Raw genomic sequence first — 20212 nt, 5'->3', positions numbered from 1 at the left:
TTCAAATCCTTTACCTGTGGTACTTTAACGAGTATTGTCGCCCCCTCAAGTAAAATACTTGGAGGTTGTCCCTCAATGTAGTCTGAAAGAGGAAACATTGGATCTTCTTCAACCCTCTGATATGAGATAATTTCTAGTTCGCTACCCAAGTCACCCAATAGCGCAATAAAAACAAACCCACCATGCTGGGCACATTGCCCAAGAATCTGATGAAACCATCCATGTTTAATAACAATGGAAACCATCAATCAAACTACTTGTTTAATATTAAGGATTTTGTCATTTTTTATACTAAATTACAAGTACATTGCAACGCTTGCTGAAGTAGCATTTGATATTCTTCATCTTTAACCCGATAAGCGCCAAACCTCTCTAAATGAGGATTCATCATTTGGCCATCAAAAAACACAAATTTTCTCTGACGCAATCTTTCCACCAACTTAACCATCGCCACCTTTGAGCCTTCGGGAATGCGGTAAAACATCGACTCGCCAATAAAAGCCCCACCAATCACAATCCCTAAAATTCCCCCAGCTAATTCGTCACCTTGCCAAGTTTCAAAACTATAAGCATAACCACTCTGGTAAAGTAGCCAGTAAATCTTTTCCAATTCCGGTGAAATCCAAGTTGTCTCTCTATTAGCACAGCCAGCCACCACAGCTTGGAAGTCCCGATTAATCGCCACAGTAAACCGTTCTTGATTCAGAACACGCTGTAAAGACTTAGGGTAACGAAACCGTTCATCCAAAGGAATAAAAGTCCGATCGCGACTTCCGTACCAACTCAGGCGATCGCGCTCATCAGCCATGAGAAAATAGCCTTGTGCATAACCCTCAACAATAGCCGCGATATCATATTGCATAAATAAAGATAAAAAAACACTCTTAGAAACGCAATTTGATGCTAAAAAATCAACCTCTGCGTTTCCCCTTGCGTCCCTCTGCGTTTAAAAAAAGATGACTCAACCAATTCCACCCATCACCCTACCACCGCCCGAAAACCCCCTACTCGAAGGTGAATGGTTACGAGAACGCTTACAACGGTGGCTAGATACAGAATTTATCCCCGAAGCAGTCAACCAAAATATTGCCCAACGAGCCGCACAGATTTTTGTGCGTCAACGCATGGAAGGAGAAAATGACCTTGGTTCTCTGGTAATTGCCATTGTCACAGAGATGCAGTCCTATGATTTTTCCAATAGCTTCTATGGAGAGTTTGCGATCGCTAACGCCGTCAGCGATCTACTCTTAGAAAGTCTGGGAATTGATAAGTGTTGTGGTCAATAATATTTTGTCATTTGTCCTTTGTCCTTTGTTATTTGTTCTTTACCAATGACTAATGACTAATGACTAATGACCCTTACGGGTTCGCCAGTCACTCATGGGGGAAACCCCCAAGACCGCGCTGGCTCACTAATGACTCTTAACTACCAACTAGACTTAACAACTCCAGGTAAAAGACCTTCATGCGCCCATTCTCGCAGTACGTTCCGAGACAACCCAAAATCGCGGTAAACTCCTCTAGAACGACCAGTCAACCAGCAACGGTTGCGGTGGCGGGTGGGCGCACTGTTCCGGGGTAGCTGTTGAATCTTCCGGTGGATTTCTAGTTTATCCAAAGGAGATGCTGCACTTCTGAACTCTTCTAAGAGAGCTTCCCGCTTGTCAGCATACTTTTCGATCAACTTGGTGCGCTTTTTCTCGCGCTCAATCATGCTCTTTTTTGCCATATATTCTCTAACTTATTTGAAGACACCGTTTTCCATTCTACAGTCTCTCCATCAATTCTGGGGTTACTTATGTCGCTTATCCTACAACCACTGGCTTATTTGCAGCCGGACATAAATCGGCAAGCTCGCAAGCAACGCAGACGGGAGAGCGGGCTTTACAAATAGCACGACCATGATAAATCAGCCGAATTGACCAATTTTCCCAATCAGGCTGAGGCAATAAACCCATTAAATCTTGCTCAATCCGAACGGGGTCTGTATGTTCAGTTAAACCCAAGCGTTCGCACAGGCGCTTAACGTGAGTATCTACTGTCACGCCAGCATTAATGCCATAGCCATGAGCTAGGACTACATTTGCTGTCTTGCGCGCCACACCTGGAAGCTTTAATAATTGCTCCATTTGGTTGGGGACAACAGAGTTAAACTCAGTGACAATCATCCGACAGGCGGCTTGAATGTTCTTGGCTTTATTGCGATAAAACCCTGTTGAACGCACCAAACTTTCTAATTCTACCAAGTCAGCGATCGCTAAACTCACAGCATCAGGAAAGCGAGCAAATAAAGCTGGTGTTACTTTATTCACTCGCTCATCAGTACACTGAGCCGAGAGAATTGTTGCCACCAACAGTTGTACTGGCGTTGAGTAGTTCAAAGAGCAAGTAGCATCTGGATAAAGACGCTTCAGCCGAGCTAAAATTTCTATCGCTCGTTGCTTTTTAGATGACGATTTGCGGATAATGCTTACTGGAACAATTTTTGTACCCATTCCAATTGGCTAGTTAATTGGGTAGTTTCTTTGACGATCAGAAAAATTCCTAAGCCTAAGAGTAACACCAAACCGGTTTGCATTACACTTTCTTGAATGCGGGCGGGTACAGGCTTACCGCGTAAACCTTCAATTAGCAGAAAAGCGAGTTGTCCGCCATCCAGAGCTGGTAAAGGCAAAATATTGATAATAGCCAAGTTAATGCTGATAATTGCCGCAAAAGACAACAAGTTTGCGCTATTATCATCAGCTAATTTTGCCCCGATTTTGACAATATTAACTGGGCCAGAAACTTGTCCAGCAGTTTGTTGAAAGTTGGTAATCAACTGACCAAAACCGCTGAGTGTACCAACAAATAATTGTTGAAATCTGTTAGCAGCAAGACCAAAAATTTCAAAAGGACTATTAGGACGGCGATAAATTGCTGTAGCATTTGGACTGAGTGCCACACCAACTACGCCTTTGCCATCGGCTCCCAATTTCGGAGTTAATTTCAGGGTTTGTTGTTGGTTTTCACGCAGAATTTTCAGTTCGATTTGCTGATTGGGATGAGTTTGAATTTCTTTAGTCAGCAAAGGAGTTGATTTATCAGAAGCCGGGAGTTCTTGACCGTTAACAGCCAGAATAATATCTCCTTCCCGAATTCCCGCTTGGTAGGCAACAGATTCTTGATTAACAGGCTGGACAATTACACCAGCTTGATAAGTTAATTCCTTGGGAATGCCAACGATACCCAATTGCAAAGCCAACACCAAGTAGGCAAATATTAAATTGGCGATTACTCCAGCACTGATGACAATCGCTCGGTCTAAAACTGGACGATTACGCAGCAGATTTGGGTCATTGGGTGGAACATCGCTATCGGGGTCATCATCGGGAAAGCCCACAAAGCCGCCCAAGGGAAAGGCGCGGACAGCATATTCGGTTTGCGAACCTTGGTACTTCAAAAGAACCGGGCCAAAACCCAAAGAAAAACGGTTAACGAGAATGCCTTGAGAACGTGCTGCAACAAAATGCCCCAACTCGTGTACCAAGATCAAAACAGCCAAGACTGCGATCGCTGCTAAAACTGACATAGAGTAAATTGTGAAGATATTAAGCTATAGTTATCTCCATTCTAATTGGGCATTGGGCATTGGGTATTGGTCATTGGGCATTGGGGAGGCAGTGCGGTCTTGGGGTCTCCCCAAGTGGAGCAACTGCCGTCATTGGTCATTGGTCATTGGTCATTGGTTTTTAACGAAGGACAAAGGACAAAGGACAAATGACTAATGACAAATTACAAAACTTCACGTCCCAAGTAAGGTTGCAATACTTCTGGTATCCTCACCGTCCCATCAGGTTGTTGATAATTCTCCAAAATTGCTGCCATCGTCCTTCCCACCGCCAAACCCGAACCATTCAGAGTGTGTACGAACTGAGTGCCTTTCTTCCCCGCCTCTTTGAAACGAATATCAGCCCGTCGTGCCTGGAAATCTATAGTATTGGAACAGCTAGAAATTTCGCGGTATTTTCCAGAAGAGGGCAACCAAACCTCTAAATCATAAGTTTTGGTAGAGGCAAATCCTAAATCCCCAGTACTTAAATTTACTACTCGGTAAGGCAACTTCAACGCCTGTAAAATTGCTTCTGCATTCCCTACTAATTTCTCCAGTTCATCAAAAGACGTACTAGGTTCGACAAACTTCACCATTTCTACTTTGTTAAATTGATGCAGGCGAATTAATCCCCGCATATCGCGCCCATAACTACCAGCTTCGCGGCGAAAACAGGGAGTAAAAGCACAGTGGTAAATAGGCAAATCTTCAGCAGCGAGAATTTCACCCCGGTAGAGATTTGTAACTGGAACTTCCGCTGTCGGAATCAGCCATAAGTCATCATCAGCGCATTTAAAGCTTTCTTCCGCAAACTTGGGTAACTGACCGGTCGCCGTCAAAGACTCAGTATTAACTAACAGCGGCGGACTAACTTCCACATAGCCAGCCTGAGTATGGAGACTTAGCATAAATTGAATTAATGCCCTCTCCAATGCTGCACCAGCGCCTATCAATGTCACAAAGCGACTTTGGGCAACTTTTACAGCTCGTTCAACATTGAGAATACTCAGCTTTTCGCCAATTTCCCAGTGAGGGAGAATATTCGGATTTTGGGAAATGTACTCATCACCCCAACGCCGCACTTCTACGTTATCTTCCTCATTCTTTCCAAGGGGTGTAGAGTCGCTTGGCAAGTTGGGAAGTGCCAACACAAGTTGAGCAATTTCAGCTTTGAGGTTTTTTTCCTGGGGTTCGAGTTCACTCAATGTCGCTTTGACAGAGTTACCTTCATCCCGCAAAGCTTGAATTTCTGGGTCTTGAGGATTGATCCCAGATTTTATCTTCTGGCCGACAATTTTACCAATTTCGTTGCTCCGGGCTTGCAGTTGACTACGCGTCCCCTCAAGTTCCCGTTGTTGCCGATCTAACAGTAATATCGGTTCGATGTCGTATTTACCACTACGACTATTCAATCGTTCTTGAACTAATTGCGGATTTTCCCGTATTTGCTTGATATCCAGCACAGATTTTTCTCAATTTTTAGCCTATTATCTACCTGCCAACACATCAGCATATACTGATTTTGGCTTTGTGTGAGCAGAAAAGCAACCATTTAAATTTAGTATTATTCTAATTTTCTAGATTCCTGAGTGTTTGCAGGTGAGGCTAGCCAGTAGGCAAGTACGCCTGATAAACCACTCCAGTAAACTGCCTGGTTTTGGCTATTATCGCGTTCCATAAAGATTAGAGAACTTCATAATCCAATCATCAATGTGTTAAAAAATACTTGTATACCAAACTTGCATATTTATAGTTTTTTCCTAGTGTCAGACCTCCAATAAAAATTAATTCACTGTGATAACGGTTCTAATATCACTCTTTAGATGGGTGCTAACATCAGAAACTGGTATTACTATTCACACTTTAATTTAATAATTTCGGAAAAGTACAATCAACATATTTGAATTATTGCCATACAACCTCTGAAAAAGAAGAGAAAAGAAGTCAAAAGAATTGCTGATTTTTGACTATTACCTTTTCTTCTGACTTTCTTTTCTAGGGTCGGTTAATGCGATTGAGTAACCAAAGTGACGCCACCAGTCCTGCAAAGTGGGCTGAGACGGTGTTGGTGTTTGCTTGTACTACAAGCATATCTAGACCGCTAATAATCCGGGTAGGGTCAAAAAATTGGGTAGTTATCGCTTGTGGAGATATGGATCGTGCTACCAGTGTGCCAACGATCGCCTGCGCCCCCAAAAGAGTCACTAGCGTTCCTGCTAAATTCACCCACACCCCTAAGCGTAATACTTGCACAGTCTCGCTTTTCCGAGGACGGTTACTGGGATTGGAGGATTCCAATTGCTTGCCAATTCTCGTATAACGGTAAGCTAAATAAATCCCCCCACCTAAAACAACCAGTCCACAAATTGCTAAAAATACGCCAAAGCCAGTCCCAGGATTATTACTAGGACTGCCAGTTCTTTGATTAAAGATGGCAAACAGCAGCACAATTATGCTAGAAACAACGCCTAGTACTAGCTGAATCCAGAAGCTAATCCAACCTGTAAGGCGAAAAGTTTGGGCAATTGCCCTAAGAGTTGAGGAAGATGATGGGGCATCGGGAGTTTGTGACATAGCGATCGCTAATATGCTGGGTGCTTGATAAAGGAAGGCGAGGAGGAGAGGACGAAGGGAGTTTAGCGCCTTCTTTGATAAATTTACTATCACACTTGTCAAATAAGACAAGAAATTCTGCGATCGAAGAAATCAGAAATGGTTAGTACTTAAGTATGTCTACCGACGTAGCAGTTCGATCTCAGATATATCCCACAGCTTAAGATTTTAGAATTTGCATTGGGAAAATCACTGTAAAACAAAGTGTTTATTAAGCTTTACAGACAAAATAGCATTTTACCTGTAAAATTTCTTCGATGGCATTTTATTGCTTAAGCAGCTCGGCATCAGTTAACACCAAGATACTGAGTCTCTCACTGTCTGTTCGCTCCTCACCACACCGTATCGAGCTTGAGTAGGGGTACATTGTTTTGTGCCCCTAAAACTCGCAAACTCGCCCCACAACTTCACAGGCGTGGGTAATTGTTTGATGTTTACGCAATGAATATCTAGTCTAAGTAGCTTTATATGTATTACTCGCGTAGTAGTAGCACTGTATACTGACTACAAGGATTGTAGACTTTACCCTAAGGCATTTTTTTAGCCATTCACAAACCATGAAACTTGAGGATATATATCAATTTTTTGAGAATCCTCCGCCAACTTACCTTTGTCAGGAACTAGCAGTTTGTTACATACTGTCTGTTTTATTACAAGGTGAATCCTACGGAACCGAGTTGATTGAGCAATTAGAAACTGAGTATCCCGTCTATCGGCTTTCAGATACCGTACTTTATAGTGCAATCAAATTTCTAGAAGACCAAAAGGCAATCACTGGATATTGGAAGAAACTCGAAGGACGGGGGCGCCCCAGGCGGATGTACCAAGTTTCTCCCGAATGGCAAGTTCAAGCTCAGGATTTAGCTTTTCAATGGCTTAACTACATCAACAAAAGGAAAAAGTAACAAATCATTGATAATGAATAAGTCTCCTCCAGTCAAACACTAACAATTAGTTATGGATACTGCTATTCTGCCATCTACCTTCCTGCTGACCTTGTTGTTATCGGTTGGGCTGTTTTTCTTTATTCGTGCCTCGACTAAAGACCGCACAGAAATAGCCCACCTAGTATCTGAGCAAGATGAAGCTGTTTTAATGTCTCAATTAAAAGAGTATTTTCGATCGCGGTCTTACCGAGTGGCAGCGGTAGACCGAGAACAAAATCAGGTAATTTTTGAAGGTAATGTTCGTCCCAGTTGGTTTTTAGCCATATTTCTAACTTTATTGGCAGCGATTGGGATTGTTTGTCTATCTCTGGTTGCATCCCTGCTTTTTCCTAGCCTGAGTACCCTTGTTCTGGCGATGGTACTGCTGTCGCCTTTAAGTGGTCTATTTTATTGGAAAAAATCTGGAAGACTTGAGAAGGTATCGCTCAAAGTAGAAACAACTCAGAGCGAACAAACCTCCTCAAGTAAGATTGCTGTAGTTGCCCATCGAGATGAACTGGGCGAGTTGCAAAGGACTCTACAGCTCAAGCCTGGGAAATAATTGATTTTTGCGACCATCTCTTAACTATGATATGCAGACTTCTGACCTAACCTACTATGCAGGCAATGGAAAGTAGTCAGGAGAAAATCAAGACTGCTGCTTTGCCAGTTTTCCCCACGACTTTGGTTGTGGGGAAAAAATTTAAATTCATTAACTTAAATTCATTGACAGAGCTTACTTAACCATCTACGGCATAAGAGCGCAACTTCACTCTTCTTTTTAGAGGCACTTGGCTCTATACCCATTCCCTTCTGCGTCATCAAAGTAGTATCAACCCATGCAATCGAGCGTGGTTTGAAACAGGTTCACTTTCCAACTACCTGGATTAGATTTACTGGCAAATCAGCTACAAACTAAAAAAAAATTAAATTTTGCATAAACTTAGCAATTTTGCCAGTTAATAGTAGTCAGGAGCCACATTCAATGCTCAAGATGACCATCTATGGTTCACCGACTAGCTAAAGCAAGAGGTTCTTGACCTGGTGAAGGTTCCAACACCCTCAAACTAGGAAACAAGAAATGGTTTTCCTCTACGTATTGAGCACCAAACAGTCCCTTTTCTGCCCAGAAATAACGATCTGTAGTGTGTTCATTTCGCTTTACAAGTAGCAACGCTGGTGGCAAAATCCCTTCAGCTTGAATGAATCTTCTCGCTGCTGTTACTGGCTTTTCTTCGCCACTTTCGATGCTATATTGAGGCACGTGTTCCAAAATACGCCGTCCTTCCTGACGACGACGACTCTTCCTTTTGCGTCTCCTTGCCAATATACTGTCCTCCTCTTTCAAGCTATAGATTGTAGTGATAGCTACAAAATCCGTCGTCATTATATAGGTTCTAGTTCAGAATATCAATAGTTTTTAACCTTTTAATATAAGAAAGTTAATATCTTTGAAACATCAAGAAAATAAAATCACCTAAGAATATAATTCCTTAGTACAAACCATCTCTTTTGAAGATTTTAGTTAAGCTTGATGAAATGAGTGAGGTAAAAATTAAGTATCCTCTCTTACATCATGCCTCAAAATCTATAATCTTGAGCAAAAGCTAAAAAATGTTAATGTCTGCCAGTTCTGATTTTCTTGCTCTGTGTCGAGAGCAAATAGCGCTACTAACCCAAGGGCTAGGAGCAACTTTAAGTATTGTGTACTTAACACAAGAATTGGTAGATACTCCTTCTGGCGATGCCAAACTGATTCCTGTGGTGATTTACCCGGAAACAGCATTATTGCCGCCAGGAGAGGAAACTATTGAAGCGACGGCATACAAGCAACTTCAACTTGGAAAGGCGTTTATATTACCCAATCAACAGGGAAGGTTATTGACAGCAGGTTCAGAATCTCCAACTTCGTCACGGGAGTCTGAGATACCAGATACGTCTCAACCCGATCTCAAAGAGGAATACCTACTTAGTGGCAACCAAATTGTTTTACCTTTGATTTATGAGGGTGTGATGATGGGGTTATTAGTGACAGGTAGGAAAGACCGGGTATGGAATGAACACGAACAAAGTCAGATTCAACGGATAGCCCAAACATTAGCGATCGCTTGTATTTTAGATCAGCGGCGAGCATGGTTTGAGCAACAGTTGCGCGAGCAACAAATTCTCCAAGAAAAACAGCGGGATTTGCTGGATAATCTATTGCATCAGTTTCGTAACCCATTAACGGCGTTACGGACTTTTGGCAAACTGTTATTGAAGCGACTACGACCAGCAGATGCTAACCGGGATGTGGCAAATAGTATTGTCAGAGAAAGCGATCGCCTTAAAGAATTACTGCAACAATTTGAACAAGTAATTGACTTGACAGAGGCAGATTTAGCGCCACTACATCTACCGGAAGATGGAGTATTTGTAGAAGCAACTATTCAAAAATCCGCTCAACCGCCGCTATTATTGCCGGGAACGGGAGATAAAGCAGTTGACTGCTCCCTAGCAGATATATTAGAACCATTATTAATATCAGCCAAAGCGATAGCTCTTGAGCGAAAGCTAAAACTAATAACTGAAATTCAAGAGAATTCATCTCTAGTACGTGCCAATGTCAAAGCATTACGAGAAGTGTTAACTAATATTATTGATAATGCTTTGAAATACACTCCCACTGGTGGCAAAATTTTGATTCAGGCAGGGCAAAAAAAAGCTCATTTTCAGGGAATAGTTATTAGTGATAACGGGCCCGGTATTCCACCCCAGGATTTAGAACATCTTGGAGAACGGCATTATCGCGGTGTACAAGCGCAAACAGAAATTCCCGGTACAGGTTTGGGGTTAGCGATCGCTAAACAACTAATAGAGCAAATGCAGGGCGAAATTGAGGTTTTCAGCCCTGCAATCAACTCTAAATTCACTTCACCCAATGCGCCGGGAACTACATTTATTATTTGGTTGCCGAAAGTTGAGAATTAGTCTATTAAGAACGAACCGCAGTTGTAGCGATCGCGTCGAGATGTGCGATCGTTTGCGGTGAAAGTTGCAGGTCTGCCGCTTTGGTGTTTTCGTGCAGATGACTAATGGATGACGTTCCAGGAATTAACAGGATGTTCGGCGATCTCTGAAGCAGCCATGCCAAGGCGACCTGCATGGGTGTGGCTCCAAGTGATGCTGCAACAGCATCGAGCGCTGACGATTGCAACGGATTGAACCCACCCAGCGGGAAGAACGGCACATAAGCAATTCCCTGCTTCGCGAGGTCGTCAATGAAAGCGTCATCTTCCCGGTGCGCTACGTTGTACTGATTCTGCACGCAGACGATTTCTGCGATCGTTTGCGCCTCTGCCAACTGCATAGGTGTAACATTGCTCAAACCGAGGTGACGAATTAATCCCTGCTCCTTAAGTTCGGCTAAGGTGGTTAGCGGCTCTGCAAGAGAACCCTCCGATGGGCCGTGAACGTCACCCATCAAGCGGAGATTGACAACATCGATCGCATCAAGTCCGAGGTTACGCAGGTTGTCGTGAATCGCTTCGGTTAGTTCCTGCGGCGACATCGCGGGAACCCACGATCCATCTTCAGGACGACGCGCCCCGACCTTAGTGACAATTACCAAATCTTCTGGGTAGGGATGCAGTGCTTGTCTGATAATTTGATTCGTGATGTGAGGCCCATAGAAGTCGCTGGTATCGATATGATTAATGCCAAGGGCGATCGCTTCGCGCAAAACAGCAACGGCTGCATCCACATCTCGCGGCGCACCCATTACATTCGGGCCCGCGAGTTGCATGGCACCATAACCTATGCGCTTCACTGTTATTGAAGTGTTCGGCAACGTAAAAGTGCCGCCAAGGTTCGTTTGCTCAGACATATTGCTACTTTCTCCAAGAATTTTTTAGTGATTTAATGAAAGCAATTTTGTAGAGTCCATTTCTCATTAGACATCTTGCAAAAGTAGCTTTTGCTTTCCGGTTGGAGAAAGGTTAAAGGTTACTGGGTTTGGGAAAATTCCATACCTTTACCCTTTAACCCTTCCCCTTTTCCCCGACAAATGCCAAGAGGTCTATTGATGTCGCTGCGTGCGATCGCAGCCCTCTCCTGGCGATCGATAGATTCTCAGCGCCGCTCATTATTCGTTGCGGCTTGCGAATATTTGCTCATACTCACCGTTCCTCTCAGCAAATCGTAGTGCTTTGACACGATTAACAAGGATTTCGCCGTGGGGCGGGTTGGGAGTGCTGAGAATCTGCATCACTTCAGCAATAAAGTCAGCCAGTGGCATTGCGGCAGGATCGGTCGCCTGACTAGCCCCGCCAAGTTCCGTCTGTACATAGGGTGGGGCAAGTTCAAGAACCTCCACGGAGGTTTCTTGAAGCTGAACGCGGAGCGACTGCAACCAAGAGTGCAGAAAAGCCTTGCTCGCGCAATAAGTCGGATATGGACTGATGGGAACGAAAGCCAAGCCAGAGGTGGTGGTGACGATCGTTGAATGCGGTTGCTGTTTGAGAGTCGGGAGGAGTGCCGCCGTGAGGTGAAGTACACCGACAACATTAGTCTGAATCATAGACTGGATCGCAAAGAAATCGATCGGATCTGAAGTGAGGTCTTCCGTCTTAGCAATTCCGGCATTGTTGATTAGAACATTGAGTTTAGGGAACTGCTCTCGAATGCGGGACGCAAAGGCTTTGATGTCCGCCGGATCTTGAACGTCAAGTTGAATCCCGTGCATACCTGAGTGAGCGGCGGTGATTTCGTCGAGAAGATGTTGACGGCGACCCGCAATGATGACTTGATTACCGCGTTGATAGAACGCCTCGGCAAGCCCACGACCGATGCCGCTTGTGCCGCCAGTGATGAGGATGGTGTTGTCCGTGAGATTCATAAGTATTTTTCCTGCAAAGATGTCAAAATTTGTTGAGAGTAAAGTTGTTGTAAAACCTGAAAATTCAATCAGCGCTTATTCGCCGCTCACGCGCAACACGATTTTACCCAGATAGTGCTGTTTCATCGCATCCTGCGCTTGTGCCGCCTCTGACAGCGCAAATGTCTGCGCGATGTGAACTTGAAACTCACCGATACCGATCAATCGGTTAAGTTCGTCTAACAACATCGGGTCGGCGAAGCCATTTGCCTTCTTGAGTTCTACACCGTCGGGCGCTTTGGGTTCGGGTATCACGCCGTTAGGAAAGGAGACGATCCCACCCTGGCGAACCAAACTTAGCGTGGATTGAACCTTGTCGCCGCCCACCAACACCAGCGCCGCATCGAAACCATCGGGTGCAAAAGCGCGGGCGCGTTGGGCAACGTCGTCGGCGCGTCCATCTACCGCTTCGTCGGCACTCAATTGCTTACACAGTTCTACGCCGTCTGCACCAGATGCGATCGCGAAAACGTTTGCCCCCATACGTTTAGCCAGTTGCAGCGCGACATGACCGACACCGCCGCTCGCGCCCCACAGCATTAATTTGGTTTCGCTGCCTATCCCCAGTGCCAGCAAATTGTTTAGCGCTGTGATACCTGCAATGGGTAGCCCGCCTGCCATCAGCATATCGAGACCATCGGGTATCGGCGCGATCGTTTTTTCACAGACAACAACGTATTGGGCATAGCTACCGCCCTTGTCATTCATGAAGCTCTGAGCGTAAACGCGATCGCCAACAGCAAAACGCTCAACGCCGTCGCCAATGGCAACAATCGTGCCTGCACATTCGCCGCCCAGCACGCGCGGAAAGTGGACTTCGTTATACACCAGATCGCCTTCACGCTCCATTGCGTCCCAGATGCCAACTCCGGCAATCTCAATGCGAATCAAAACTTCGCCTGCATCTACCATAGGCACGGGTAAGGTGTGCAAAGTCAGCTTGTCAGCATGACCGAACTCGTCCACAGCCATTGCTTGCATTTGTTGGGGAGTATTTTGCATAAATAGGGTCTCCTGCTTATTGCTTCAGTTGTTATTGAAGAGTTCAAAGGCGTAAAACTTTTCAAAGTTTGTTTGGACGGATTGCCATTTCCTCCAAGAAGTTTTTGATTTTAGGAAACAAATGTGGCATCGTTGTTCGGACTCTTTAAGGTCTTGCTTGAGATGCTTTCATCCTACGAATTCGATTCAGAGTTTCCAATGCCTAAAACTCTTCGATCCTTGCCTAATTCTCCAGCATGGATCGCTTGAAGATATTCTATAATCGTGTAGGGCATTGAATGAGTCGAGGCTTTACCATGACTTTCGTTATCCCCAATTCTGAGGTAGTTGCAGATCAATGCCAAGCGCTGGCGGCATTAGTGGAGCGGCACACCGAACCCAATAACAACCTTGTCTGTCCAACTGCGATCGCACCATTGAGCTTTTCGCGATCGAATGCGTCATCTGCGATCATTTACCAGGATTATGAACCGCGTCTAGCCATTCTCGTTCAAGGCAAGAAAAACATAGTGCTGGGAGAGGAAACGTATCCCTATGAGATCGGGCAATGTCTTGTTGTCTCAGTCGATCTCCCCATCGGTGGGTGTATTGTTGAGGCGACAAGCGATCGGCCGTATTTGGGATTAAAGCTGACCCTAGACCCAATGCAACTTTGTGAAATGGCTGCTCAAATGAACTTTAGTTCAGCGAAGAAAGAGAACTCCGTCCGAGGCTTATTTGTGAGCAACGCCGATCCCACGTTGCTTGACTGTGCCCTTCGCCTCACTAAGCTCTTAGATACGCCACAGGATATTCCCATGCTGGCACCGATGATGATTCGGGAACTCTACTACCGTCTGCTGATCGGGGAACAAAGTGAAGCCGTGCGTCAAATTGCTACATCTGGCAGCAGTATGCAGCGAATTGCTGAAGCGATCAAACGGATTAAGTCTAAGTTTACTCAGCCGATGCGAGTCGAGGATTTAGCAAAGCAGGTGAGAATGTCTACTTCGTCGTTTCATCAGCACTTCAAGCAAGTGACTTCAATGAGTCCACTTCAATATCAAAAGCAGTTAAGACTGTTAGAAGCTCGTCGCCTGATGCTGACGGAAGATTGTGATGCAACTTCTGCTGCCTATCAGATCGGGTACGAAAGTCCCTCACAGTTCAGCCGGGAATATTCCCGCCTATTCGGTGCGCCACCGATGCGAGACATCGAACGGTTACGAACGGCTTGACTTAGCTCGACTTTATCCAAAATTAAGAACTCGCTTTCTTTATCCGGCAAAAACCCTAGCTTTTTGGCAAATACTTTTTCCACGTGATAGATCGTCGATGAAGCTAAAAAAGTAAAACTCCTGTCCTACAAAGGTTTCAGATTAAGCGATCGCGTTGTGAAAAAAATGGATAAAGTCGAGCTTAGAGGTTGTTTGAAAAGTGGTTGGCTGTGATTTTAGGCACTAACCGATCCCCCCTAGCCCCCCCCTTCGACAAGCTCAGGGCATCGCTTAAAAAGGGGGGAACCGGAATCAAAGTCCCCCTTTTTAAGGGGGATTTAGGGGGATCTAGAACGTTTTGTTACCGAGAAGAAAACTTTTCAAACAACCTCTTAGACTTCTTTTAAGGATGGAATAAAAAACAATAGAGCGATGTCTACGACAAACCGATGCAGTGTCTACGCTTATGGTCGTGATGGAAAACTCCAACAAAGTCGCCTGAAATCCTTATTCTTTCCTCAATCAAAACTTTTCAGTCTACTGAAAGTACCAATCATTGAAATTATTTTTTTAAGAATACCTATAAAATTAGTCTTGTCTCACCTTTAAAGTGCTATTATCACTCTCATAAATTAATAAAAAACAGCGTAAAAAATTTGCTTAACTTAAATTTAGTCTCAGCAATTTTCTAAAAGTTTCTAGTTTGATAAAAAACTAGCGTAAATACTAAATATATTAGTATTTACGCTATTCTTACAATTCGGCTTTAGATGTATTAATGACTATCTTAATGAAACTAATAAGTTTTGATTGATGGTCATTTGTAAATCGGTATTTGGGTCAATGGCGATTAAGTCAACACTATTCTTGCCGAAGAACAGACCAACCAACGCACCGATACCAGCACCACCCAAGACTTCTTCTGTGGCAATGGCGCGATCGCCTGTGACAGCAGATACCGCAGTTGCCGCACCTGCACCCAATACAGTATTCTTGATAATTGAACCAACACTAGTACCCTTCTTGACGGTTTCAGTTTTGGTAATCACGTCAGAACTAGCGTTCAGCTGATACTCTTGACCACTCGTCAAAACTAGTTTCTCAGCAACAAATTGAGAACCGCCTGTAGCAGGTTTGAGTTGACCAACAACTTGACTACCAGCAGGAATCACTACAGCTCCGTCTTGCGTCACCACATTTTGGGATACTGTCAATGTCAAGGGCGATGTTTCATCCTTTGTAACGAGAATTTTTTCTGCCTTGTCATACTTCACAGGAATAGTAGTCCCTTGGGCAATTGTCACTGATGTAGGTGTTGGGGTAGTAGATCCGACAGCTACAACATAAGGTGAGTTAATTGCTGAGGCTTGATTAGAACTAACCAATGCTTGATAGATAAAAGCTGCTACCTGGGCGCGAGTGGCGGTTGCAGTTGGATTCAGGAAGTTCACATTCGGATAGTTCACCACAATTTTCCTTTCAGTTGCTGCTGCGATCGGGCTACGGGCATAGCTAGCGATGTTAGAGGCATCGTTGAAGTATTGCAGAGTGCTTTCGGTATTACCGCTAGGAGTATATTCCAAACCGTTAGCAAGGGAAACTAAAACCTGTTCGCGGGGAATAGCTTGGTTTGGTTCAAAGCGATTACCGGGATAACCAGATAAGAAACCAATGGTATAAGCTTGTTGAATCGCGCTGGATGCCCAATAGTTGCTAGGTACATCAGCAAAATTGATTGCTGGCCGTTGCTGTGCTTTTTGGAAAGCTTTGTTAACCATCGCGGCAAATTGAGCGCGTGTCACCGGTTCTTCAGGGCGGAAACTACCATCAGGAAATCCGGCAATTACACCTCGCTGAGATAATTGTTGAATAAATTGTGCTGCCCAATAGTTAGATGAAACATCAGAAAAAGTCGTTTGAGCTAAAGATGGTGAAGCTGTAATGAAAGGCGCTACAGTACCGACTGTGACGCTCAAAGCCATGAGTGCAGCTGTTCTAGATTGCCAACGATTTAAGTTAAACATTATTTTTTTGCTCCAGTTCTATTATTTTTTTTACTGTTAATTAGTTAGACATTTACTAAAGTACAAGGTTCCTAATTTTTCTGCTTTTTGTAAAAACCATTACTTTAGTCATGCAGTCATCATTAAAACATCTATGCCAAACGAACTAGCTAATAGAAGTAATATCATCACACTATTGTCTATTAGCAGATTTCCAAAAATATAGATACGGGGTGAGACGATCTAGAGAAAGAATAGTTGCTGTTAAGTAAAAAATTTTATGGTTAAAAGTAAAGGCGATCGCACACTCTAGTTAAAGTAGCGATCGCCTATTAAATAACTATCTAAATTAACAGATTCTAATTGTGACTGATACAGGTGTTGAAGTAGTAGACCCGACAAACATTGTATATGACGAGTTAATTGCTAGGTTTTAACACGACATAGGGTGAGTTAATTGCTGAGGCTTGATTAGAACTAACTAATGCTTGGTAGATAAAAGCTGCTACCTGGGCGCGAGTAGCTGTTGCAGTTGGATTCAGTAACTTTACATTTGGATAGTTCACCACAATTTGCTTTTGGGCTGCTGCGGCAATCGGGCTACGGGCATAGTTAGCGATGTTAGAGGCATCGTTGAAGTATTTCAGAGTGCTTTCGGTATTGCCACTGGGACTATATTTCAGACCGTTAGCGAGGGAAACTAAAACCTGTTCGCGAGGGATAGCTTGATTAGGCTGAAAGCGATTTCCAGGATAACCAGATAAGAAACCAATGGTATAAGCTTGCCCAATCGCACTGGATGCCCAATAGTTGCTAGGCACATCAGTAAAATTGATTGCCTGCCGTTGCTGGGCTTTTGGGAAAGCTTTGTCGATCATCGCGGCAAATTGAGCGCGTGTCACCGGTTCTTCAGGGCGGAAACTACCATCGGGAAATCCGGCAATTACACCTTGCTGAGACAATTGTTGAATAAATTGTGCCGCCCAATAGTTAGATGAAACATCAGAAAAAGCAGTTTGAATTGAAGATAGCGAGGAGCATCCCACTACGATCTGTTTGCCTTGCAAAGGATAATTCACTGGATCGCAAACAAAACCTGCTGAATTAGCCTGTATAACAGTCCGCGTTGGCGGATTTTGTTTCTCTAGTGATTTCCAATCATCAGAGATTTTTTCGAGAGTGGGATGCTTACTTAAAAACTCTGAGTCTGCAACAATATCGTGAGGCCCCTTAGCAGTTATCTTAGAGCTATTGAGATAGATATTATAATCATAAACAACATTTTTGTTTTTAGTGTTGTTATTAATATTTTTGTCAGGAAAAGCATAGAGAATGTTCCTGAGAATTCTGACATCGGATGAGGTATGAGCAAATATTTGCCCCCCATTAAGTTCTGGACTCTGATTATTTAAAAAAGCTGTGTTATTTACAATATCAACATGGTCGCTAAAAAAGGCATGAATACCAGATCCACCATTATTAAATGCTAGATTGTTTTTAACTAAAGTACGTCCTTTATATGCACTCAATTTTGAGTTATCTTGATTTCTTGTACTATCGATAATAATGCCATTACCGTCTGTAATCTTTCCAACTGCAATCCAAGGGATATACATACGATTGTTGTATGTCTTGTTGTTGGTAACAAACATCTTGTATCCCTGGTTGTTATCAGAATTCCAATTATTCAACATCGAAATGCCACTGCAACCATAAACGCTGTACCAGGCATTATTAAATACTACATTATTATCTATTGTCACATAGTCTGCTTGAATTGCTGAAATACCTGCTCCTCCACAGTCATGCACTTTGTTGTTCAAAATACGGATGTGATGAACATGACCATTGGTTCGACCATCAATGTTGATACAGTTTCCATTCGTCAGTGGGTTTTGTTTGTTAGTCTTCTGACTCATCGCGTAATCAAGGGTTATATTGGCATTGTTTCCCATAACCTCTAGCCCGTTGACCTCGATATATGAAGCTTTATTTGAAATCGTGATCCCATTCCATGTATTGTGCTGAATTTTTGGGAAATGCCCAGGATATGCTTTATACCTAATCCATGCATTTGCAGTTCCAGAACGTCTAATATTTACTACACTCCCAGCTTTGCCTGTATTTGTGTATACTCCATTCATTATCAATACTGTATCGCCAGGATTGGTAAGGTCTGCTGCTTTTTGAATTGTTTTAAAGGCAGATGAAGTAGAAAGTCCGCTATTATTGTCGTTTCCACTACCACTAACATAGTATGTTTTCGGTGTTGAATTCGCGCTGATTAGCTCACGGCTAGATAGACTCACTTCCTTGTTAGTGGATACCTGACTGGCGTTTTCAACTGAAGATACCTTTATATTGTCTCCCGGAACCAAAAGACTTAATACTACAGGAATTGCAAGATATGTGCTTAAATTCAAACCTTCAATTACCATAAGAAGAAGCTCCTCGATCGCTACTACTTAATAAAAGTATCAGGATATTCCATAATTTTGAATACTCTTTTAGATACAAAATACAATAGAGCTAATTTTTAAACAAGTATTACAATAAATATCGATATCGATCGAGACGATACAGAGGTGAAATAGTTGCTATTAAAGAGAATTTTTTAGTGTTAAAAATAAAGGCGATCGCACACTCTAGTTAAAGTGGCGATCGCATATCAGGGATGATTAAATTCACAACTTGAATGAAGTAAAATCTAGTAGCGGGATTGTGGTACTAAATTCAAGTTAGAATTCAATGTAAGCCTTAAATCTTGTTCAGGTCTGAGGACAAAGGCATTTCCTTCTTTTTTCCGTAACAGGACACTCGCACCCGCACCCGCAGCCGCACCAATAACAGGTTTTAAATCGTCAATTTTGCGATTACCAGTAATTAGTGAACCTAAAAGACCAGCACCCCCACCAATAGCTGCGTCAGTTAAAACCTGACTGGTGTTGGGCTTCTGTGAAACTCTTTGAGTTGTGGTGTATGTCCGAGAAGTTGCATTAATCGACTGACGCTGACCGTTAGAAAATTCTAATTCTTGAGCGACAAACCGCACACCTTTTCCTTGGTTATCATCATTTCTTGTATCTCTAGAATAACTATCTAAGTCAACAGATTCTAGCCGTCCATTTACTTTAGTACCAGCAGGAATTAAGACATTTCTATTTCTGTCGATAATATCGTTCGCTATTCTCAAGGTTAGAGATTTACTTTCTCCAGGAGCGATAGTAATTGTCTCTTTTTCGTAGGTGACAGGAAGGTTAACTCCAGAAGGAATGGTAACGTTTCCGTATTGACTAGTTCTGTTTTGATCGATTCTGTATTGAGCATTAGCGGGAGTCAAGCTCAATAGAGGACTAATAAGGCTTGTAGTAACCGCCATTGCCATCAGTGCAGCAGTTCCAGATTTCCATTGATGTATGCGAGTCATAAGAGGGTTGTCCTTTGTGTATGTGATGTATTTAATGACGAGGATTCACTGAGTTTGTTTCTGACTGTTTTTAAACCTGTCTATCGGCGTATACAAGTACTTATTATGATGGGAAGTTTTTCCGATCGCGTAGGCGTAGCACGTCGTAGACATCGCTGTTCAGAATTTGTATTCTGTTAATGTGCGTTACTAAAATTAAAGGTGAAAGGTTCACAAGACGTAAATGAGTATCATTTTGTTCCAAAATGCTGTTTTATTACTCATATCCACATATCTAAGCCATTGAATAGAGGCGAATGGGTTGACTGTGAACTCTTACTTCAATTCTAGATTTATTTGCAAATATTTGTGAAATACTTTCGCTTTTTTAACGAATAATTCACTATCTATTATATGGGTATTTATGATTGCTGTTGGCGCTGTTTAATCTCTGCGATCGGTAATAACAAAGTATCTTCTATTTGCTGTCGCACTTCACGGCTGATACCAATTGAATATGAAGCTGCATATAATAGAGGAAAGCAAACTCGGTAAGTTG

At 43.1% G+C, this 20212-nt stretch carries 18 protein-coding genes and 1 pseudogene; 5 read left to right on the top strand and 14 right to left on the bottom strand.

Annotation, left to right across the window (positions count from 1 at the left end; all coding sequences use genetic code 11):
• The coding region (locus RM368_RS34880) for a hypothetical protein (protein ID WP_322698293.1) at positions 1–245 on the bottom strand (245 nt) is incomplete at its 3' end.
• A 41-nt stretch (positions 246–286) separates the two neighbouring features.
• Positions 287–862, bottom strand: a complete 576-nt coding sequence (aat, locus tag RM368_RS34875; protein ID WP_322698292.1) for a leucyl/phenylalanyl-tRNA--protein transferase — start codon at positions 860–862, stop codon at positions 287–289.
• Between the two features lie 94 nt (positions 863–956).
• On the opposite strand from aat, the gene RM368_RS34870 reads away from it, so the two are divergent.
• On the top strand, positions 957–1286 hold the full coding sequence (locus RM368_RS34870) for a hypothetical protein (RefSeq protein ID WP_012410384.1): 330 nt from the start codon (positions 957–959) through the stop codon (positions 1284–1286).
• Positions 1287–1426: 140 nt separating this feature from the next.
• On the opposite strand, the gene rpsN is transcribed toward RM368_RS34870, so the two are convergent.
• From rpsN to RM368_RS34845, 5 genes are all read right to left on the bottom strand, one after another.
• Positions 1427–1729 carry a 30S ribosomal protein S14 gene (gene rpsN / locus RM368_RS34865; RefSeq protein WP_190939279.1) on the bottom strand — a complete coding sequence of 101 codons (303 nt, stop codon included), beginning with the start codon at positions 1727–1729 and terminating at the stop codon, positions 1427–1429.
• A 76-nt stretch (positions 1730–1805) separates the two neighbouring features.
• On the bottom strand, positions 1806–2495 hold the full coding sequence (nth, locus tag RM368_RS34860) for an endonuclease III (protein ID WP_322698291.1): 690 nt from the start codon (positions 2493–2495) through the stop codon (positions 1806–1808).
• A complete protein-coding gene (rseP, locus tag RM368_RS34855; protein ID WP_322698290.1) occupies positions 2471–3571 on the bottom strand; it encodes an RIP metalloprotease RseP in 1101 nt (366 codons plus the stop codon). The genes nth and rseP overlap by 25 nt, the downstream gene beginning before the upstream one ends.
• A gap of 203 nt (positions 3572–3774) precedes the next feature.
• Complete coding sequence (gene serS, locus RM368_RS34850; RefSeq protein WP_322698289.1) at positions 3775–5055, bottom strand: serine--tRNA ligase; 1281 nt, start codon at positions 5053–5055, stop codon at positions 3775–3777.
• Positions 5056–5587: 532 nt separating this feature from the next.
• On the bottom strand, positions 5588–6166 hold the full coding sequence (locus tag RM368_RS34845) for a DUF3611 family protein (RefSeq protein WP_322698294.1): 579 nt from the start codon (positions 6164–6166) through the stop codon (positions 5588–5590).
• Between the two features lie 596 nt (positions 6167–6762).
• Here RM368_RS34845 and RM368_RS34840 point away from each other — a divergent pair.
• The gene (locus RM368_RS34840; protein WP_322698288.1) at positions 6763–7110 is read left to right on the top strand and encodes a PadR family transcriptional regulator; all 348 of its coding nucleotides are present in this window, start codon (positions 6763–6765) and stop codon (positions 7108–7110) included.
• Between the two features lie 52 nt (positions 7111–7162).
• On the top strand, positions 7163–7693 hold the full coding sequence (locus tag RM368_RS34835) for a cofactor assembly of complex C subunit B (RefSeq protein ID WP_322698287.1): 531 nt from the start codon (positions 7163–7165) through the stop codon (positions 7691–7693).
• A 447-nt stretch (positions 7694–8140) separates the two neighbouring features.
• Here the strand turns inward: RM368_RS34835 and RM368_RS34830 are convergent, their stop codons facing one another.
• Positions 8141–8458, bottom strand: a complete 318-nt coding sequence (locus tag RM368_RS34830) for a DUF3155 domain-containing protein (protein ID WP_041566316.1) — start codon at positions 8456–8458, stop codon at positions 8141–8143.
• Between the two features lie 287 nt (positions 8459–8745).
• Between RM368_RS34830 and RM368_RS34825 the strand changes: the two genes are divergently transcribed.
• The gene (locus RM368_RS34825) at positions 8746–10101 is read left to right on the top strand and encodes an ATP-binding protein (RefSeq protein WP_322698286.1); all 1356 of its coding nucleotides are present in this window, start codon (positions 8746–8748) and stop codon (positions 10099–10101) included.
• 4 nt (positions 10102–10105) lie between these two features.
• On the opposite strand, the gene RM368_RS34820 is transcribed toward RM368_RS34825, so the two are convergent.
• The 3 genes from RM368_RS34820 to RM368_RS34810 all read right to left on the bottom strand — a co-directional run bounded on the left by RM368_RS34820 (position 10106) and on the right by RM368_RS34810 (position 13048).
• A complete protein-coding gene (locus tag RM368_RS34820) occupies positions 10106–10996 on the bottom strand; it encodes an aldo/keto reductase family oxidoreductase (protein ID WP_322698285.1) in 891 nt (296 codons plus the stop codon).
• 258 nt (positions 10997–11254) lie between these two features.
• On the bottom strand, positions 11255–12007 hold the full coding sequence (locus RM368_RS34815; protein ID WP_322698284.1) for an SDR family oxidoreductase: 753 nt from the start codon (positions 12005–12007) through the stop codon (positions 11255–11257).
• Positions 12008–12082: 75 nt separating this feature from the next.
• Positions 12083–13048 (bottom strand): NADP-dependent oxidoreductase, encoded by a 966-nt coding sequence (locus RM368_RS34810; protein ID WP_322698283.1) that lies wholly within the window; start codon positions 13046–13048, stop codon positions 12083–12085.
• A 296-nt stretch (positions 13049–13344) separates the two neighbouring features.
• Here RM368_RS34810 and RM368_RS34805 point away from each other — a divergent pair, with 296 nt between their 5' ends.
• Positions 13345–14265 (top strand): AraC family transcriptional regulator, encoded by a 921-nt coding sequence (locus tag RM368_RS34805; protein ID WP_322698282.1) that lies wholly within the window; start codon positions 13345–13347, stop codon positions 14263–14265.
• 761 nt (positions 14266–15026) lie between these two features.
• Here RM368_RS34805 and RM368_RS34800 read toward each other — a convergent pair.
• The 3 genes and pseudogenes from RM368_RS34800 to RM368_RS34790 all read right to left on the bottom strand — a co-directional run bounded on the left by RM368_RS34800 (position 15027) and on the right by RM368_RS34790 (position 19674).
• Positions 15027–16268: an S-layer homology domain-containing protein gene (locus tag RM368_RS34800; protein WP_322698281.1), complete on the bottom strand. Its 1242-nt coding sequence runs from the start codon at positions 16266–16268 to the stop codon at positions 15027–15029.
• 416 nt (positions 16269–16684) lie between these two features.
• A pseudogene (locus tag RM368_RS34795) lies at positions 16685–17314 on the bottom strand (S-layer homology domain-containing protein); the annotation flags it as partial.
• A gap of 1640 nt (positions 17315–18954) precedes the next feature.
• Complete coding sequence (locus RM368_RS34790) at positions 18955–19674, bottom strand: conjugal transfer protein TrbI (protein WP_322698280.1); 720 nt, start codon at positions 19672–19674, stop codon at positions 18955–18957.
• Positions 19675–20212 lie beyond the last annotated feature (538 nt).

It is taken from the genome of Nostoc sp. DedSLP03, from assembly GCF_034530815.1.
Classification (GTDB): domain Bacteria; phylum Cyanobacteriota; class Cyanobacteriia; order Cyanobacteriales; family Nostocaceae; genus Nostoc.
The sequence above is the reverse complement of the archived record's forward strand: the minus strand, read 5'-3'. Positions and strand labels throughout refer to the sequence as shown.

Coding starts and splice junctions, on each gene's coding strand:
- RM368_RS34835 (WP_322698287.1), top strand. CDS start 7,163: ATGGATACTGCTATTCTGCCATCTACCTTCCTGCTGACCTTGTTGTTA.
- RM368_RS34820 (WP_322698285.1), bottom strand. CDS start 10,996: ATGTCTGAGCAAACGAACCTTGGCGGCACTTTTACGTTGCCGAACACT.
- RM368_RS34800 (WP_322698281.1), bottom strand. CDS start 16,268: ATGTTTAACTTAAATCGTTGGCAATCTAGAACAGCTGCACTCATGGCT.
- rpsN (WP_190939279.1), bottom strand. CDS start 1,729: ATGGCAAAAAAGAGCATGATTGAGCGCGAGAAAAAGCGCACCAAGTTG.
- aat (WP_322698292.1), bottom strand. CDS start 862: ATGCAATATGATATCGCGGCTATTGTTGAGGGTTATGCACAAGGCTAT.
- RM368_RS34870 (WP_012410384.1), top strand. CDS start 957: ATGACTCAACCAATTCCACCCATCACCCTACCACCGCCCGAAAACCCC.
- RM368_RS34825 (WP_322698286.1), top strand. CDS start 8,746: ATGTTAATGTCTGCCAGTTCTGATTTTCTTGCTCTGTGTCGAGAGCAA.
- rseP (WP_322698290.1), bottom strand. CDS start 3,571: ATGTCAGTTTTAGCAGCGATCGCAGTCTTGGCTGTTTTGATCTTGGTA.
- RM368_RS34840 (WP_322698288.1), top strand. CDS start 6,763: ATGAAACTTGAGGATATATATCAATTTTTTGAGAATCCTCCGCCAACT.
- RM368_RS34810 (WP_322698283.1), bottom strand. CDS start 13,048: ATGCAAAATACTCCCCAACAAATGCAAGCAATGGCTGTGGACGAGTTC.
- RM368_RS34815 (WP_322698284.1), bottom strand. CDS start 12,007: ATGAATCTCACGGACAACACCATCCTCATCACTGGCGGCACAAGCGGC.
- RM368_RS34845 (WP_322698294.1), bottom strand. CDS start 6,166: ATGTCACAAACTCCCGATGCCCCATCATCTTCCTCAACTCTTAGGGCA.
- nth (WP_322698291.1), bottom strand. CDS start 2,495: ATGGGTACAAAAATTGTTCCAGTAAGCATTATCCGCAAATCGTCATCT.
- RM368_RS34790 (WP_322698280.1), bottom strand. CDS start 19,674: ATGACTCGCATACATCAATGGAAATCTGGAACTGCTGCACTGATGGCA.
- RM368_RS34805 (WP_322698282.1), top strand. CDS start 13,345: ATGACTTTCGTTATCCCCAATTCTGAGGTAGTTGCAGATCAATGCCAA.